The following is a 14,531-nucleotide window of genomic DNA, read 5'->3' on the forward strand; positions in this document are numbered from 1 at the left end:
TTTAGCCCCTCTCCCCAACCCTCTCCCCAAAGGGGCGAGGGAGCGGACTTCACGCAGCTTAAACCGTAGGGTGGATGACGCTTTACCCATCCACCGAACAGCAGTGGTGGATGAAAAAGGAGCCATCCACCCTACAAAGTTTGTCGAGCGGACATGCCGCAGGCTTGCCCGCCCGATGGCTCAATCGGCGGTGCCCACCATCCGCGCCAGCTCCACCGCGCGATTGGCATAGCCCCACTCGTTGTCGTACCAGGCGTACAACTTCACCTGGGTGCCGTTGACCACCATGGTCGACAGCGCATCGATAATCGAGGAGCGCGGGTCGGTGCGATAGTCGATGGACACCAGCGGCCGCTCCTCGTAACCGAGAATGCCTGCCAGCGGGCCGTCGGCAGCAGCTTTCAGCAGTGCGTTGACCTCCTCCACCGTGGTGGCACGCTCCACCTCGAATACGCAGTCGGTCAGCGAGGCGTTGGCCAGCGGCACGCGCACGGCGTGGCCATTGAGCTTGCCGCGCAGCTCGGGGAAGATCTCGGCAATCGCCGTGGCCGAGCCGGTGCTGGTCGGGATCAGGCTCATGCCGCTGGCCCGTGCCCGACGCAGGTCCTTGTGCGGGGTATCGAGGATGCTCTGGGTATTGGTCAGGTCATGGATGGTGGTGATCGAGCCGTGGCGGATACCGAGGTGCTCGTGGATCACCTTGACCACCGGGGCCAGGCAGTTGGTGGTGCAGGACGCCGCGGTGACGATGCGATGCTGCGCCGGGTCGAACAGCTGCTGGTTGACGCCCATGACGATATTCAGCGCGCCCGGCTCTTTGACCGGCGCGCAGACCACCACACGTTTCACGCCCTGGTCCAGATAGCCTTGCAACAGGGCAACGGTCTTTATCTTGCCGCTGGCCTCAATTACCAGGTCGCAGCCGCTCCAGTCGGTGTCGGCGATGGTCTTGTTGGCAGTGACCTGGATGCGCTTGCCGTCAATCACCACGCAGTCGCCATCGCTGCCGGCCTCGTGCTGCCAGCGGCCATGAACCGAGTCGAAGTTGAGCAGGTGAGCGTGGGTGGCGGCGTCACCGGCCGGATCGTTGATCTGCACGAATTCGAGCTCTGGCCATTGCCAGGCGGCGCGCAGGGCCAGGCGACCGATGCGACCGAAACCGTTGATACCTACCTTGATAGCCATGGACAGAGTCTCTCGTTGTAAGGGTTAAATATTGCGCGGTGCAAACATGATGATCGCCATGCCGAGCATGGCTACCGCCGCCCCCAGCAGGTCCCAAGGGCTCGGGCGAATGCCGTCCACCAGCCATAGCCAGACAATGGCAGTGGCCACATAGACCCCACCATAGGCGGCATATACCCGCCCGGCCGCGGTGGGGTGCAAGGTCAGCAGCCAGGCAAACAGTGCCAGCGCGGCGGCGGCCGGCAGCAGCAGCCATATGCTCTTGCCCTGCTTGAGCCACAGATACGGCAGGTAGCAGCCGACGATTTCGGCCAGGGCGGTGAGGATAAACAGGCCCAGGGTGTTGAGCATGGGGATGTCCTTGGCAGTGGCAGGTTAGTTGCACAAGCTGGAACGACCGGGGCGGTCACGCATGCCATGCAAACGCAGGCGATCCTCGGCCAGCTGCGGATCGTCGGCCTTGAGCACCTGATTCAGGGTCTCGGCGACCCAGGCAGGCAGCTGCGGATGCAGGCGGTAATAGACCCACTGCCCGGCGCGGCGATCCTGCAGCAGGCCACTGCTGCGCAACTGGGCCAGATGGCGGGAGATCTTCGGCTGGCTCTCTTCCAGGGCTGCGGTCAGTTCGCATACGCACAGCTCGCCCTCCTGTACGATCAGCTGGGTCATGCGGGCGCGGGTATCGTCGGCCAGGCACTTGAACAGGGTCACCGGAGCGAGCATCTGCAATGGCGCTTTCGCCTTGTTCTTGACCAGCACGAACATCTTGATGCGCTCGTGGATCTGCTGCAGGCAGTGCCGGTAAGCGTTGACCTGACGGCTGCTGGCCGGGTCTTCGAAGTCCCAGGCGATATATTCGCCGGCACCCGGCAAGGTGCTGCACTCGAAGGCGGACTTGTCGCACAGGGTGATCACATAGTCGAACTGCTGGCCATCGAACACTTCCAGAGGCTTGCTGTGCAGGCCCTCGGTGCTCACGCCCAACTGTTCCAGGGCCAGCCGCGCACGCGAGTCCACCTCGCCCGGCTGGGTGCCGGCACTGTATGCCTCGTAATGTTCGGGGTCGGTGTGGCGCAGCAGGGCTTCGGCCATCTGCGAGCGGGCGGCATTGGCCACGCAGAGGAACAGCACGCGGGTCTTCTGGCTCATGGCGAGGGTCGTCATGCAAATACGGTTTTTCGAATATATTGATATCCGTATATCTTGTAAACCGCATATTGTGCCTGCTCCAGATCAATACGGCGCCCAGCTGGACTGACTAGACTCGCAGCTCGAACCGAGGATTGCAGCATGACCCACCGCCCTGAAACCTCAGCCCCTCAGCCAGCCTCGCCGCTTGGGGCATTCGAGCGCTACCTGACGCTCTGGGTGTTTCTCTGCATTATCGCCGGCACCCTCTTTGGTCTGCTCGCCCCGGAGGCGGCGCAGGCCGTGGGCGCATTGGAAATCGCCCAGGTGAATATCCCGGTGGGCCTACTGATCTGGGTGATGATCATCCCCATGCTGATGAAGATCGACTTCGGCGCCATCGGCGAGGTCTATCAGCAGCGCGCCGGCCTGGGCGTGACCCTGAGCATCAACTGGCTGATCAAGCCCTTCACCATGGCCTTTATGGCCTGGCTGTTTCTGCGTCATGTATTCGCCGACTGGCTGCCGGCCGAGCAGATCGACAGCTACGTGGCCGGGCTGATCCTGCTGGGCGCCGCGCCTTGCACGGCGATGGTGTTTGTCTGGAGCAACCTGTGTAAGGGCAACGCCAACTTCACCCTGACCCAGGTGGCGATCAACGACCTGGTGATGGTGTTCGCCTTCGCCCCCATAGTCGCGTTGCTGCTGGGTGTGTCGTCAATTCCGGTGCCCTGGGACACCCTGCTGCTGTCGGTGGTGATGTATATCGTCATCCCCCTGGCCATCGCCCAGTTTATCCGCGCGCGCCTGCTGCGTCGGGGCGATGCGGCGCTGCAGGCGACGCTGGCACGCATCGGGCCGTTCTCCATCCTCGCCCTGCTGGCCACCCTGGTGCTGCTGTTCTCCTTTCAGGGTCAGACCCTGGTCGCACAGCCGCTGATCATCGCCATGCTGGCGGTGCCGATCCTGCTGCAGACCCTGCTGATCGCCGCCCTGGGCTACTGGATGTGCCGCCAGTTCAGGGTGCGCCACGACATCGCCGGGCCGGCGGCGATGATCGGCGCCTCGAACTTCTTCGAGCTGGCGGTGGCCGTGGCCATCGCGCTGTACGGCTTCAACTCCGGCTCGGCGCTGGCCACTGTGGTCGGCGTACTGATCGAGGTGCCAGTGATGCTCTGGCTGGTGCGCATGGTCAATAACAGCAAGGGCTGGTATGAGCGCACGCAGGTGCAAGGCTAAGGAAAACCCATGGAACTGTTCAAATGGCTGAACGACCAACTGCTGCGCATGGACTGGCTGGCCTGGCTGGTGCGCGTGCTGCTGGAGGACGGCTTCGGCCTGGACATGAGCAGCCGCATGGGCGCCAGTCTGCACTTCTTTATCTATGACGTGATCAAGATCTTTATCCTGCTGGCGGTGCTGATCTTCAGCATTTCCTGGGTGCAGAGTTACTTTCCACCCGAGCGCACGCGGCGCATTCTCGGCGGCATGAGTGGTTTCAAGGCCAAACTCACTGGCGCACTGCTCGGCACCATCACGCCGTTCTGCTCCTGCTCGTCGATCCCGCTGTTTATCGGCTTCACCAGCTCGGGCCTGCCGCTGGGGGTGACCTTTGCCTTTCTGATCTCCTCACCGCTGGTGGACCTGGCCTCGGTGATTCTGCTGGCGAGCATCTTCAACTGGTCGATTGCCATCGCCTACGTGCTGATCGGCCTGGTGCTGGCGGTGCTGGGCGGCACGCTGATCGGCCGGGCGAAGATGGAGCGGTACGTCGAAGCCTTTGTCATGCACAACCCGGTGCTCGACATTCCCCAGACCGAACTGACGCGGCGTGACCGGGCAGAGTTCGCCTGGGCCCAGGTCAGCGATATTTTCCGCAGGGTCTGGCTCTATATCCTGATAGGCGTGGGGGTCGGCGCGGCCATCCACAACTGGATTCCGACGGACTGGATCGAAACGCTGCTGGGGCAGGAAAACTGGTGGTCGGCGCCACTGGCGACCCTGGTCGGCGTGCCGATGTATGCCGATATCTTCGGCACCCTGCCGATTGCCGAAGCGCTGGTCGCCAAGGGCATCGGCCTGGGCACGGCGCTGGCCTTTATGATGGCCGTTACCGCGCTGTCGCTGCCCTCGCTGATCATGCTCAAGAAAGTGGTCAAGGCACCGCTACTGGCCTTGTTCTTCGGCATCGTCGCGCTGGGGATTGTGCTGATCGGCTATCTGTTCAACGCGTTCACCTACCTGTTTATCTGACTAATGGAGCACGCCATGATCATCAAAATCCTCGGTTCCGGCTGCAAGAAGTGCATCACCCTGACAGAGAACACCCAGGCCGCGCTGGCCAATCTGGGGCGCGAGGCACAAGTGCTCAAGGTCACCGACTTCGCCGAAATCGCCGCCCATGGCGTGATGTCGACGCCCGCGCTGGCGATTGACGACAAGGTGGTGTCGGTCGGCAAGGTGCTGACCGTCGACGAAGTGGAAAAACTGCTTGGCGCCTGAGTCGTCCAATACGGCAACCAGATAGATGGGTATGAGGCGGGGAAACATTCCCGAGCTAAGACGATGAGCGACTGTCACTGCACCAGCGGCTGCGGCCAGGCGCCCACGCCAGTATCAGACCCAACCGCGCAGGGCACAGCGGCCTGGGTCAGCCACTTTCGCGTCAAGGCCATGGATTGCGTGGCCGAGGAACGCCTGGTGCGTATTGCCCTGGAGCCCATGAGCGAGGTACGCGGGCTGCTGTTCGATCTCAGCCAGCGTCAGCTGCAGGTGCTGCACGACCAGGATATTGGTCCGGTCGCCGCCCGCCTGGCCAGCCTCAATCTGGGCGCCGAGCTGCTCGACACCCGCCCCAACCAGGGCATCCAGGCCGGCACGGCGGATACGGCCGCACAACGCCGGGTGCTGCACGCCCTGCTGCTGATCAACGCCCTGATGTTCGCCCTGGAACTGACCATGGGCCTGCTGGCGCAGTCCGCCGGGCTGATCGCCGACTCCCTGGATATGTTCGCCGATGCGGCGGTGTATGGCGTGGCCCTGCTGGCGGTGGGTCAGACAGCCAGTCGGCAGCTCGGTGCAGCGCGCCTGGCCGGGCTGGTACAGGGCCTGCTGGCGCTCTTGCTGCTGGCCGAAGTGGCGCGGCGCTGGCTGTATGGCAGCGAGCCGCAATCCTGGCTGATGATGGGCGTCGGCCTGCTCGCCCTGCTGGCCAACCTCGCCTGCCTGATGCTGATCCACGGTCAGCGCCATGGCGGCGTGCATATGCGCGCCAGCTGGATTTTCTCGGCCAACGACGTGCTGGCCAACCTCGGCGTCATCATCGCCGGCAGCCTGGTGCTGTGGACCGGCGCCGCCTGGCCGGACCTGCTGATCGGCAGCCTGGTGGGCCTGCTGGTACTGCTGGGGGCCTGGCGCATCCTGCGCCTGCAGGCTTGAGCCTTGCACAATCTTGCGCTTTTCTGCCCGGCCGGGGCTGGCAGATAGGCGCCTGCGCGGTAGCATCGACACGCAGAGGACAATGCCATGCCGCCACTCCATCAACTCCAGGTGTTCCAGAGCCTGCACAGCTCGCCCAACGCCCGCCTGCAGCGCAGTGCCGAGCTGGGCGACGGCCTGGCGGCGGCGGTGTGGAGCAATCGCCATGACGCGCGCGAGTACCAGGCGCCCAGCCATCACACCCTGTCCTGCTACCTGGCCGGCGGCACCGGCACCTTTCGCCGCGAGAGCCCGCACAGCAAGGGCGCGCCGGACAAGCTGTGCATCCTCCCGGCCGGGCATCAGTCAGCCTGGGTGATCAACGGCGATATCCAGCTGGCCCATCTGTATATCAGCCAGGAGCAGTTCGCCCTGGCAGCGGTGCACCTGCTCGATCGCGAGCCCCGGGAACTGCAACTGCGCGAGGCCACCTTTCTCGACGATGCCCAGCAGGCGCAACGCTTTCGTCTGCTCGCCAGCCTGGACTGGAGCGAGCCGGGCGAGCGCCTGCTCGGCAGCAGCCTGGCCCATGAGCTGGTCAGCCATGCCCTGCTCAATCAGGTCGGCCGCCCTGACGGCCTGCATCTGAAAGGCGGCCTGGCACCCGCCCAGCGCCGCCGGGTGCGCGAGTTTATCCAGGCCAACCTGGCCGAGCCCCTGAGCCTGGGCCAGTTGGCGCATCTGTGCGCCCTGTCCGAATACCATTTCGCCCGCATGTTCCAGCTCAGCTTCGGCCTGCCGCCGCACCGCTATGTGCTGGCCCAGCGCCTGCGCCATGCCCAGCAGCTGCTGCGCCATAGTCCGCTGGCCCTGGGCGAGGTCGCGCTGGCCTGCGGCTTTGCCAGCGCCAGTCACTTCAGCAATCGCTTTCGCCAGACGTTTGCGGTGACGCCAGGGCAATATCGCAGGACGTTCGGCGGTTGAGTGCCCGTCCGGGCTCGGCCTATGTAAGAATCGTCGGCTGCCCTGAATATGTGACACTGCGATGCCGACTCACCCTGACTGCCCTGCCAGGTGCCGCTAATGGCCCTGGACCTGCTGCATATCCGCGAGGACGACTGGCGCGCCGAATTCGGCGCCGGTGACCTCAGCCGTGGCCGCGCCTATGCCGCCGAGGGCCGCAGCCGCCTGCTCAGCCTCAAAGGCAGCACCCTGGTGGCCAGCTGCCGCGGTTCCGGCAGCCAGACCTACCAGCAGCGCATCACCCTCAACCCCTACGGCCAGGGCTGGAGCGTCACCGGCCACTGCAGCTGCCCGGTGGGGTTCAACTGCAAGCATGTGGCCGGCGCCCTGCTGACCCTGCAGCGCCAGCAGGAACAGGGCATCGACCTGTCGCCGCTGATTGCGCCCAGCCAGACGCTGCAGGAACAACGCCTGGAGGGCGTGCAGCCGCAGCCGATACTGAGCCTGGGCAGCCTGCTGCGGGTGCATTTCGATGCGCGCAAGGGGCGCATGCAGGAACAGGCCCAGCACCGTGCGGCCCTGGCCTTCGACTACCAGGGCCATAGCGTCAGCGGCCGGAACAGCAAGGACGCAGTGCTGCGCCTGAGCGCTGGCCAGAGCCTGCGCATTGTTCGCGACCCGGCTAGCGAGGCCGTGCTGCGCAAGCGCCTGGAGCAAAGCGGCCTGCAGGTGGCGCTCAGGCAGAGCGAGGCGCTGCCGGAAAGCGCCGGCGAAGCCTATGAACTGGCTGGCGAGGCCGCCTGGTTGCGTTTCGTCCGCGAGCAGCTGCCGCACCTGCGCGAGGAAGGCTGGCAGATCCGCATGCAGCCGGACTTCCAGTTCAACCTGGCGAAAATCGACGACTGGTATGCCACGGTCGAGGAAGACCCCGAACAAAGCTGGTTCGACCTGGAACTGGGCATCGAGGTCGACGGTCAGCGCCTGAGCCTCCTCCCCATTCTCTTGCAGGCTATCCGTCGCACGCCCTGGCTGCTCAATGGCGAAGCCCTGAACAAGCGCGAGGACGACGAGGAGCTGCTGGTCAGCCTGCCCGACAGTCACAAGCGCGTGGCCCTGCCCCTGGCCCGCCTCAAGCCACTGCTGGCCACCCTCGGCGAGCTGTTTCTGCGCAACCCGGATGAAGCCGGCCAGCGCCTGCGCCTGCCGCGTCTGGATGCCGCACGCCTGGCGCCGCTGCAACAGGGCCCGGCCGTCAACTGGCAGGGCGGCGTGCAACTGCGCGACTTTGCCCAGCGCCTGCAGGCCCTGGACAGCGCCAGCTGCCCGGTGCCACAGGGGCTGCAGGCCGAACTGCGCCCCTACCAGTTGCAGGGCCTGGCCTGGATGCAGGCGTTGGCCGAACTGGAAGTGGGCGGACTGTTGGCCGATGACATGGGCCTGGGCAAGACCCTGCAGACCCTGGCCCATATCCTCTGTGAGCAAAATGCCGGGCGCCTGACCCAGCCGGCGCTGATCGTCATGCCCACCAGCCTGATCCCCAACTGGCAGGACGAGGCCGCACGCTTCACCCCGCAGCTCAAGATCCTGGCCCTGCACGGGCCCAAGCGCCGGGCGCTGTTCAAGCAGATCGGCGAGCACGACATCATCCTCACCACCTATGCCCTGCTGCCCCGCGATCTCAAGGCGCTGAACGCACAGCGCTACCGCCTGCTGATTCTCGACGAGGCGCAGAACATCAAGAACCCGCGCAGCAAGGCAGCCATGGCCGCCGGGCAGATCCGGGCCGGGCAACGCCTGTGCCTGACCGGCACGCCGCTGGAAAACCACCTGGGCGAGTTGTGGGCCCAGTTCAACTTCCTGATGCCCGGCTGGCTCGGCGACAGCAAAAGCTTTTTCCGCGACTACCGCACGCCCATCGAAAAGCAGGGCAATGCCCAGCGCCTGGCGCATCTGAATGGACGGATCAAACCCTTCGTGCTGCGCCGTAGCAAGGAGCAAGTGGCCCGCGAGCTGCCGCCCAAGACCGAGATCACCCACTGGGTCGAACTGAGTGCGGCACAGCGTGATCGCTACGAAACCCTGCGCCTGGCCATGGACCAGAAGGTCCGGGCCGAAATCGCCCGCCAGGGCCTGGCGCGCAGCCAGATCGTGATTCTTGAAGCCCTGCTGCGCCTGCGCCAGGCCTGCTGCGACCTGCGTCTGCTCGGCGAAGACAGTGATGGACGCCTGAGCAGCGCCGATTCGGGCAAGCTCAGCGGCCTGTTGGAGATGCTCGAAGAACTGTTCGCCGAGGGCCGCCGGGTGCTGCTGTTCTCCCAGTTCACCAGCATGCTGAGCCTGATCGAGGAAGAACTGCGCAAACGGCATATTCCCTACGCCAAGCTCACCGGCAGCACCCAGGACCGACGCACCCCGGTGCAGCAGTTCCAGGCCGGCACACTGCCGATCTTTCTGATCAGCCTGAAAGCCGGCGGCGCCGGGCTGAACCTGACCGCCGCCGACACCGTGATCCACTTCGACCCCTGGTGGAACCCGGCCGCCGAAGCCCAGGCCAGCGACCGCGCCTATCGCATCGGCCAGGACAAGCCGGTGTTCGTCTACAAGCTGATTGCCCGCGGCAGCGTCGAGGAGAAGATCCAGCAGCTGCAACAGGCCAAGGCCAGCCTGGCCCGTGGCGTGCTGGAAGGCGGCAGCCAGGCCCAGTGGCAGCTCGGTGAAGAGGACCTGCAGGCGCTGTTTGCGCCGTTAAGCGACTGAACCCGGCCGCCATTGCCCGCGTTGACCTTGTAGGGTGCGCCGTGCGCACCGCCTGTCTTCCCTTGCCGGTGCACATGGCGCACCCTACCCGTCAGGCAATTGCCGCTGGTCAAATTCCGGCGAGTTCTTTATGCTCGCCACAACTGTACAAATAACCAGTAATTTTCAATCAATCAGCGTGAAGGCGTAGAGGTGATGAATGGCCGTCGAAGTGGTGTACCGCAGCAGCCGAAACTTGGAGCGTTTGTTTATGGATAAGGCCGAAGCCGATCGTCACGACAAGATGCTGGAGCTGGCCGAACTGCTCACCGATGTGCTGCAGAAAGCCGTACCCTCGCTGAACGAACAACAGGGCGAGGAACTGGGTATCTTTATGGCCAAGAACCGCGAGATCTTCGCCAAGGCCTTCAAGAACCAGCCCGATGCCTTAAGCGAGCTGGGCGACGCCCAAGCCGAGTAGCACCCCGCGATCCGGGTAGCGCCACCTGCACCAACGCGCCTCCCGTAGAGTGGATGACGCCGTTCTCATCCACCCTGGCGATGCGGTGGATGGATAAAGCGCCATCCACCCTACGCAGACCCTGGGCCTATGGGCTTATCACCCCTCCGGCTGCTCCAGGCCCTGCACCAGGGCCTTGAGAAATCGCGCGGCCTCACCGCCGGTGACCGCACGGTGGTCGAAGGTCAACGACAGCGGCAGTATCGGGTGCACCACCACCTGGCCATCCACCGCCACCGGCTCGTCACGAATACCGCCCGCGCCGATGATCGCCACCTGGGGTGGCACGATCACGGGATTGGCGTAGCGGCCGAACAGGGTGCCGAAATTCGACAGGGTCAGGGTCGCACCCATCATCTCCTGGGGTGGAATGGAGCGCGCCTTGACGTCCGCGCGCAGCCGCGCCATGCCATTTTTCAGATCCTCGGCGCTGCGCGCACCGACATTTCTCAACACCGGCACAAACAGGCCGTCCGGGGTGTCCACGGCGATGCCCAGATCCAGCTGCGCATGTTGCTTGAGCGACAGCGACTTGCCATCGAACCAGCTGTTGAGCAGCGGTTCGACCTGACAGGCGGCGGCGATGGCCTGGGCGATGCGTACCAGCGGATCGCGCGCCTGGGCCCAGCGATGCAGGTCGGCGTCGCCGACGATAAACACCGGCACCACCTCGGCGTGGGAGCGCGCCATATTGATCGCCATGCTGCGCCGCACACCGCGCAGCTTGTCGCCACCGAACTTGTCGCGGGCGCTCTGGGTGGCCGCTTCGACATCGGCGCGGGTGATCAGGCCGTCCGTACCATTGCCGTGCAGGCTGGCCAGATCCACCCCCAGTTGCCGCGCCAGCTGGCGCACCGCCGGCGTTGCGCGCGGCGCCAGATGCTCGCGGGTAGAAGGTGCGGCGCCAATAAAGAAACGGTCGGCCTGTGCCCCGCCGCCACCCTCCAGGCGACCGACCACGGTGCCGGCATCGGCCTCGCCCTCATAGGCCACCAATGGCTCACCGACATGCAGCAGATCCCCGGCGACGCCGAAGGTTTTCGTCACCACGCCGTCATAGGGCGCGGGAATATCGACGATGGCCTTGGCGGTTTCCACCGACACCAGCAATTGATCGGCCTTGACCGCATCGCCAGCCTTGACGTGCCACTCGACGATCTCGGCTTCCTGCAGACCTTCGCCCAGATCGGGCAGTTTGAAATATTTCATGGCGTTCTCCTGATCCACTTCCGGCCATGCCACCCTCTCCCCAGCCCTCTCCCATAAATGGGCGAGGGGGCCATCCTGCAGCGCTCCACAGATCGCGACACTCCCCTCTCCCGCCTGCGGGAGAGGGGCCGGGGGAGAGGGCAGCGCTCAGGCGTAATCCAGCACCGCCGCGCAGGCCGCGACTATGTCGTCCACTCCAGGGATATACAGCCCCTCCAGGCGATACAGCGGCGGCGGGATATCCGGCGCGGTGACCCGCTGGATCGGCGCCTGCAGATCCAGCAAGGCCCGCTCATACAGGCTGGCGGCGATCTCGGCGCCCACGCCGCAGCTCTTTGGCGCCTCGTGCACGATCACGCAGCGCCCGGTCTTGCGCACCGAGGCTTCCAGGGTGTCCAGGTCCAGCGGCTTGATGCAGGCCACATCGATCAGCTCCACCGACACGCCGCGCTCGGCCAGGTGCTCGGCAGCCTGCTGGCATTCATGGATGCTCGCACCCCAGCTGATCAGGGTCAGGTCGCGGCCTTCACGCAGGGTAAAGCAGCTGTCGAGCGGCAGGCGTTTGCCGTCATCGTGCAACTCTTGCGGGTTCATCCGGTACAAGCGGGTCGGTTCGAGAAAGATCACCGGATCGGGGTCGTCGATAGCCGCCAGCAACAGGCCATAGGCCCGCGCCGGCGACGAGGGGATGACCACGCGCAGACCGGGAATATGGGCGAACAGCGCCTCGGTGCTCTCGCTGTGGTGTTCCGGGGCGCGGATGCCGGCGCCCATGGGGCTGCGCAGCACCATGGAGCAGCCGAGGCGGCCACGGGTGCGGTTGCGCATGCGGCTGGCGTGACTGACCAGATGCTCCATGGCGGCATAGATAAAACCCAGAAACTGGATTTCCATCACCGGTTTCAGGCCCTGGGCGGCCATCCCCACCGCAAGACCCGCGATCATGGTTTCCGCCAGCGGTGTGTCGATCACCCGCTTGATGCCAAAGGCCTCGCGCAGCCCGGCGGTGGCGCGAAACACCCCGCCGTTGACGCCAATATCCTCGCCCAGCGCCACGACATTCTCGTCCTCATACATGGCCCGATGCAGGGCCAGATTGATCGCCTCCAGCAGGCTGGCCTTTTTCTCACTCATGGCTGGCCTCCCGGCGCCGCTCGGCGCGTTCACGCAGCATCTCGCGCTGCTCGGCCAGGGCCGCCGGCCACTGCGCGTAGACATACTCAAGGGCCGCCTCGGCGGGTGGCTCGGTCACCGCCTCGAAGGCCTCCACCGCCTGCTGCACCTGGGCCTGGCACTCGGCGATCAGCGCCTGCTCGCGGCCCTCGTCCCACAGCCCCTGGCTGGCCATAAAGGCCTGCAGGCGCTTGATCGGCTCCTCCTGCCAGGCCTGCTTGACCTCTTCGCTGCTGCGGTAGCGGGTGGCATCGTCGGCCGTGGTGTGATCGCCCAGGCGATAGCTCAGGCACTCCAGCAGCACCGGCCCCTTGCCGTGACGGGCACGCTCCAGGGCCGCCTGCATTCGCGCATAGAGGGCCAGCACGTCGTTACCGTCGACCTGCTCACCGGCAAACCCCGCGCCGATGGCCTTCTGCGCCAGGGTCGGCGCGCCACACTGGATACGCCGCGGCACCGAAATGGCCCACTGGTTGTTGTTGACCACGAAGACCACGGGCAACTGCCAGGCGCCGGCCACGTTCAGCGCTTCGAGAAAATCGCCCTTGCTGGTGGCACCGTCGCCGCAGGTGGTCACCGCCACCCGGTGCTGGCCACGGATCTTGAACGCACTGGCCACCCCACAGGCATGCAGGGCCTGGGTGGCGATGGGCACACAGAGGGGAAAGTCCTCGGCCACCGCCGCATCGACATAGGCGCTGCCGCGCTCATCGCCGCCCCAGTACAGGAGGATTTCCTCCATCCTTACCCCACGCATCACTTGCACGGCGGTGTCGCGGTAATAGGGCACCAGCACGTCTTCGCGCTGCATCAGCGCGCCGATGGCCACGCCGATGGCCTCCTGGCCCAGGGTCGGCGCATAGGTGCCGATGCGCCCGGTGCGTTGCAGAGCCACGGCCTTCTGGTCGAACAGGCGGGTCAGCACCATCTGCCGGTACAGGCGCAGCAAGAGTTCGGGATCAGTGGCCCAGGCCGGCAGCTCGGCCACCGGGCGGCCCTGGGGGTCGAGCAGGCGGGTATAGGGCAGGTTCAAAGTGTCTGGCATGGTCATACTCCTCGACATCTTGTGGATGTCCACTGAGCTGCAGGCTTGTGGCCCGCAGGGGTTTCAGTGCGGTGAAGCTCAAGGCCCGTATAGCAGACGCTCGGCCAGATCATCGGCGACCCGCGAGGGCGGGCGTTTGTCGGCCTGGGCGTGGGCGTAGATCTCGGTCAGGCGCCGGCTGATCTGGGTCAGGTGGCTGGTAATGGCCACCAGGCTTTCGCCGCGATGGCGCAGCGCCACATAGATCAGGCCACCGGCATTGATCACATAATCCGGGGCATAGAGGATGCCGCGAGCCTGCAGGGTGTCGGCCACATCGCTGCTGGCCAGCTGGTTGTTGGCCGCTCCGGCCACCGCCGCACAGCGCAGTTGCAGCACCGACTGGCTATTGAGCACGCCGCCCAGGCCACAGGGCACGAGGATGTCGCAGGGCGTTTCAAGCAGCGCCTCGCGGGCCACCGGATGGGCACCCAGCTGCTCCATCGCCAGTTGCACCCGGCCTTCGTCCAGGTCGCTGACCAGCAGTTCGGCGCCAGCCGCATGCAGTTGCTCGGCCAGGGCATAGCCGACATTGCCCAGGCCCTGGATGGCGACCCGCAGCCCCTCCAGATTGTCGCTGCCCAGGCGTGCCATGGCCGTGGCGCGAATTCCGGCGAACACGCCCATGGCGGTATGCGGCGAGGGGTCGCCCTCGGCCGTGGTGCTGGTGACATGCTGGGTATGCTGGGCGATGCAGTCCATGTCGGCGCTGGAGGTGCCGCTGTCCATGGCGGTGATGTAGTGGCCGTTCAGGGTCTCGATAAAACGGCCGAAAGCCTCGAACAGGGCGCCACGGTTGTCCACATGGGCCGGGCGCATGATCACCGCCTTGCCGCCGCCCTGGGCCACACCGGCCAGCGCCGCCTTGTAGCTCATGCCCTTGGCCAGGCGCAGGGCGTCCTCGATGGCACTCTGCTCGTCCGGATAGCTGATATAGCGGCAGCCACCCAGGGCCGGCCCCAGGCGGCTGTTGTGGATGGCGATAATGGCCTTGAGGCCGGTCTGCGGATCCTGGGCGAAGTGCAGGGACTCCAGCCGGGTGGTTTCCATCATGGCGAACATGCTGTGGCTCCCGTACTGATTTGCCTCTGAGTATAGGCAAGGCACACCGGAGCA

The 14,531-nt window shown here is 65.4% G+C and carries 14 protein-coding genes; 7 read left to right on the forward strand and 7 right to left on the reverse strand.

The features are described from left to right. Positions 1–180: 180 nt before the first annotated feature. Genes GJV18_RS14695 through GJV18_RS14705 form a run of 3 tightly spaced genes read right to left on the reverse strand, consistent with a single transcriptional unit; the run spans position 181 to position 2,334 of the window. A complete protein-coding gene (locus tag GJV18_RS14695) occupies positions 181–1,185 on the reverse strand; it encodes an ArsJ-associated glyceraldehyde-3-phosphate dehydrogenase (RefSeq protein WP_160346882.1) in 1,005 nt (334 codons plus the stop codon). 24 nt (positions 1,186–1,209) lie between these two features. After that, complete coding sequence (locus GJV18_RS14700; RefSeq protein WP_325065260.1) at positions 1,210–1,542, reverse strand: YnfA family protein; 333 nt, start codon at positions 1,540–1,542, stop codon at positions 1,210–1,212. An 18-nt stretch (positions 1,543–1,560) separates the two neighbouring features. Beyond that, positions 1,561–2,334 carry a metalloregulator ArsR/SmtB family transcription factor gene (locus GJV18_RS14705; RefSeq protein WP_160346886.1) on the reverse strand — a complete coding sequence of 258 codons (774 nt, stop codon included), beginning with the start codon at positions 2,332–2,334 and terminating at the stop codon, positions 1,561–1,563. A 141-nt stretch (positions 2,335–2,475) separates the two neighbouring features. Here GJV18_RS14705 and arsB point away from each other — a divergent pair, with 141 nt between their 5' ends. The 7 genes from arsB to GJV18_RS14740 all read left to right on the forward strand — a co-directional run bounded on the left by arsB (position 2,476) and on the right by GJV18_RS14740 (position 9,910). Continuing rightward, positions 2,476–3,552 carry an ACR3 family arsenite efflux transporter gene (arsB, locus tag GJV18_RS14710; protein WP_160346888.1) on the forward strand — a complete coding sequence of 359 codons (1,077 nt, stop codon included), beginning with the start codon at positions 2,476–2,478 and terminating at the stop codon, positions 3,550–3,552. Positions 3,553–3,561: 9 nt separating this feature from the next. Next, positions 3,562–4,566 carry a permease gene (locus GJV18_RS14715; RefSeq protein ID WP_160346890.1) on the forward strand — a complete coding sequence of 335 codons (1,005 nt, stop codon included), beginning with the start codon at positions 3,562–3,564 and terminating at the stop codon, positions 4,564–4,566. Between the two features lie 15 nt (positions 4,567–4,581). Next, on the forward strand, positions 4,582–4,815 hold the full coding sequence (locus tag GJV18_RS14720; RefSeq protein ID WP_160346892.1) for a thioredoxin family protein: 234 nt from the start codon (positions 4,582–4,584) through the stop codon (positions 4,813–4,815). Positions 4,816–4,878: 63 nt separating this feature from the next. After that, positions 4,879–5,751 (forward strand): cation transporter, encoded by an 873-nt coding sequence (locus GJV18_RS14725; protein WP_178113458.1) that lies wholly within the window; start codon positions 4,879–4,881, stop codon positions 5,749–5,751. An 87-nt stretch (positions 5,752–5,838) separates the two neighbouring features. After that, positions 5,839–6,714: a helix-turn-helix domain-containing protein gene (locus GJV18_RS14730; protein ID WP_160346894.1), complete on the forward strand. Its 876-nt coding sequence runs from the start codon at positions 5,839–5,841 to the stop codon at positions 6,712–6,714. A gap of 99 nt (positions 6,715–6,813) precedes the next feature. Continuing rightward, complete coding sequence (locus tag GJV18_RS14735; RefSeq protein ID WP_160346896.1) at positions 6,814–9,450, forward strand: DEAD/DEAH box helicase; 2,637 nt, start codon at positions 6,814–6,816, stop codon at positions 9,448–9,450. A 199-nt stretch (positions 9,451–9,649) separates the two neighbouring features. Further along, positions 9,650–9,910, forward strand: coding sequence for a YebG family protein (locus GJV18_RS14740; RefSeq protein ID WP_160346898.1), 261 nt, complete (start codon positions 9,650–9,652; stop codon positions 9,908–9,910). A 138-nt stretch (positions 9,911–10,048) separates the two neighbouring features. Here the strand turns inward: GJV18_RS14740 and GJV18_RS14745 are convergent, their stop codons facing one another. The 4 genes from GJV18_RS14745 to GJV18_RS14760 form a co-directional block, all read right to left on the reverse strand. After that, entirely contained in the window at positions 10,049–11,158 is a 1,110-nt protein-coding gene (locus tag GJV18_RS14745) for a dihydrolipoamide acetyltransferase family protein (protein ID WP_160346900.1), read from the reverse strand. Positions 11,159–11,305: 147 nt separating this feature from the next. Next, positions 11,306–12,292 carry an alpha-ketoacid dehydrogenase subunit beta gene (locus tag GJV18_RS14750; protein ID WP_160346902.1) on the reverse strand — a complete coding sequence of 329 codons (987 nt, stop codon included), beginning with the start codon at positions 12,290–12,292 and terminating at the stop codon, positions 11,306–11,308. Beyond that, a complete protein-coding gene (gene pdhA / locus GJV18_RS14755; RefSeq protein ID WP_160346904.1) occupies positions 12,285–13,376 on the reverse strand; it encodes a pyruvate dehydrogenase (acetyl-transferring) E1 component subunit alpha in 1,092 nt (363 codons plus the stop codon). Before pdhA ends, GJV18_RS14750 begins: the two co-directional genes overlap by 8 nt. A 78-nt stretch (positions 13,377–13,454) precedes the next feature. Continuing rightward, positions 13,455–14,477 carry a Leu/Phe/Val dehydrogenase gene (locus GJV18_RS14760; protein ID WP_160346906.1) on the reverse strand — a complete coding sequence of 341 codons (1,023 nt, stop codon included), beginning with the start codon at positions 14,475–14,477 and terminating at the stop codon, positions 13,455–13,457. Positions 14,478–14,531 lie beyond the last annotated feature (54 nt).

It is taken from the genome of Pseudomonas xionganensis (genome assembly GCF_009763245.1).
Classification (GTDB): domain Bacteria; phylum Pseudomonadota; class Gammaproteobacteria; order Pseudomonadales; family Pseudomonadaceae; genus Aquipseudomonas; species Aquipseudomonas xionganensis.

Bases quoted from the DNA above. Each gene is read 5' to 3' on its own strand.
- GJV18_RS14695 (WP_160346882.1), bottom strand. From the start codon at position 1,185: ATGGCTATCAAGGTAGGTATCAACGGTTTCGGTCGCATCGGTCGCCTG.
- GJV18_RS14705 (WP_160346886.1), bottom strand. From the start codon at position 2,334: ATGAGCCAGAAGACCCGCGTGCTGTTCCTCTGCGTGGCCAATGCCGCC.
- arsB (WP_160346888.1), top strand. From the start codon at position 2,476: ATGACCCACCGCCCTGAAACCTCAGCCCCTCAGCCAGCCTCGCCGCTT.
- GJV18_RS14715 (WP_160346890.1), top strand. From the start codon at position 3,562: ATGGAACTGTTCAAATGGCTGAACGACCAACTGCTGCGCATGGACTGG.
- GJV18_RS14720 (WP_160346892.1), top strand. From the start codon at position 4,582: ATGATCATCAAAATCCTCGGTTCCGGCTGCAAGAAGTGCATCACCCTG.
- GJV18_RS14725 (WP_178113458.1), top strand. From the start codon at position 4,879: ATGAGCGACTGTCACTGCACCAGCGGCTGCGGCCAGGCGCCCACGCCA.
- GJV18_RS14730 (WP_160346894.1), top strand. From the start codon at position 5,839: ATGCCGCCACTCCATCAACTCCAGGTGTTCCAGAGCCTGCACAGCTCG.
- GJV18_RS14735 (WP_160346896.1), top strand. From the start codon at position 6,814: ATGGCCCTGGACCTGCTGCATATCCGCGAGGACGACTGGCGCGCCGAA.
- GJV18_RS14740 (WP_160346898.1), top strand. From the start codon at position 9,650: ATGGCCGTCGAAGTGGTGTACCGCAGCAGCCGAAACTTGGAGCGTTTG.
- GJV18_RS14745 (WP_160346900.1), bottom strand. From the start codon at position 11,158: ATGAAATATTTCAAACTGCCCGATCTGGGCGAAGGTCTGCAGGAAGCC.
- GJV18_RS14750 (WP_160346902.1), bottom strand. From the start codon at position 12,292: ATGAGTGAGAAAAAGGCCAGCCTGCTGGAGGCGATCAATCTGGCCCTG.
- pdhA (WP_160346904.1), bottom strand. From the start codon at position 13,376: ATGCCAGACACTTTGAACCTGCCCTATACCCGCCTGCTCGACCCCCAG.
- GJV18_RS14760 (WP_160346906.1), bottom strand. From the start codon at position 14,477: ATGTTCGCCATGATGGAAACCACCCGGCTGGAGTCCCTGCACTTCGCC.